At 60.2% G+C, this 846-nt stretch carries 1 protein-coding gene and 1 pseudogene; both read left to right on the plus strand.

The annotated features are described in order from the left end of the window. Positions 1 to 443, plus strand: a pseudogene (locus HLH36_RS19515) (hypothetical protein); the annotation flags it as partial. 5 nt (positions 444 to 448) lie between these two features. Then, a partial coding sequence (locus tag HLH36_RS19520; protein ID WP_182987933.1) for a hypothetical protein occupies positions 449 to 846 on the plus strand: 398 nt, incomplete at its 3' end.

Raw genomic sequence — 846 nt, forward strand, 5'->3', positions numbered from 1 at the left:
CCGGCACCAATGCTCTGAACAGCCTGTCGAACGGCCTGACGGAAAACTATCTCCAGTCGACGCCGGGCTATCAGTGGAACCTGAACCAAGGCGAGCAGGCGGCTACGAACAGCGCGGCGGCGCGGGGGCTGGCGAACAGCGGTGCGGCGCTCAAGGGCGCTGCGACCTATGCAAGCGGGCTGGCCGACAGCACTTACCAGAACCAGTTCAACGACACGAACGCCCTGGCCAATTACGGTTACAACGCCCTGAACGCGCAGAGCACCAACACGATGAACACGGCCAACCTTGCTGCACAGGCACGCATGGCCGGCGTCGGTGCGACCATGAGCGGGACCACGGCCATGTCGAACGCCTTGACGAACGGGCTGAATAGCCTGGGCAACCAGGCGGCCGGCCTTGGGTCGAATTACCTCTCTTACAAAAGCCTGCTCGGGGGATAAATCTGATGAGCCAATATGATTTCAATGCAAATGCCCTGATGGGGATCGGCCAGGGCGTCGTGCAGCCCCAGACCAATCAGCTTCAGAACATTGCGACAGCGCAGAGCATCAAAAACACTGCACTCGCCTACGAACAGAATGCTCTGGCGTTGGCAGGCGCTCGGGCACGCGGCAAGGCCTATGCCGATAATTACAATCCCCTGAGCGGCAAATACGATCTGATGGGCATTCAGAAAGAAATGTCTTCCTCAGATCAAGGGGCGTATGCGCTGCCGGATACCGTGACCCAGATCCGCAGCCAACAGGCCCAGCAGATCGGAAACGATCGGGCTCAGACCCAGTTGCAGGCCGCTCGAGCTGGTCACATTGCCGGGCTGGCTGCCCCGCTCATGAACAATCCGGA

Source organism: Gluconacetobacter aggeris (genome assembly GCF_014174395.1).
In the GTDB taxonomy this organism is placed as follows: Bacteria; Pseudomonadota; Alphaproteobacteria; order Acetobacterales; family Acetobacteraceae; genus Gluconacetobacter; species Gluconacetobacter aggeris.